This window comes from Streptomyces doebereineriae, assembly GCF_031845645.1.
In the GTDB taxonomy this organism is placed as follows: domain Bacteria; phylum Actinomycetota; class Actinomycetes; order Streptomycetales; family Streptomycetaceae; genus Streptomyces; species Streptomyces canus.
In genome coordinates, this window is the sequence record NZ_JAVREZ010000318.1 from 1 (window position 1) to 449 (window position 449).

The window sequence follows — 449 nt, forward strand, 5'->3', positions numbered from 1 at the left end:
GTGCTTGACGTAGTCCTCGCCGCCGTACATCGCGAGGACCTTGCCCGTCTTCGGGTCGACGGAGGTCGCACCGGCCTGGACGGTGGCGTCGGTCTTGTTGCCCTCGCGGTCGAGCTGGGACTCCAGCTCCTTCTCCACCGACTTCTCCAGCTGCCGCTGGTGCTTCTTGTCGACGGTGAGGGTGAAGGTCCAGCCGCCCGCCTCACGGTCCTCGGCGGAGATGCCCTGCTTGTCCAGCTCCTTGTTGACCGCCTCGACGAGATAGCCGGTCTGGCCCTCCATGCCCTGGGCGGGCTTGGGCTTCTGCGGCTCGGGGAACTTCTGCCGGGCCCGCTCGGACTCCTCCAGCCAGCCCATCTCGACCATGTTCCGCAGGGTGTAGGCCCAGCGCTCCTCGACCAGGCGCTTGCTGGTGTCGGTGGCGGTGGACCAGTCGTACTGGCTGGGGG

At 67.9% G+C, this 449-nt stretch carries 1 pseudogene; it reads right to left on the reverse strand.

Annotated elements, in window-relative coordinates:
* Positions 1–449: pseudogene (locus RNB18_RS52070) on the reverse strand (transglycosylase domain-containing protein); the annotation flags it as partial.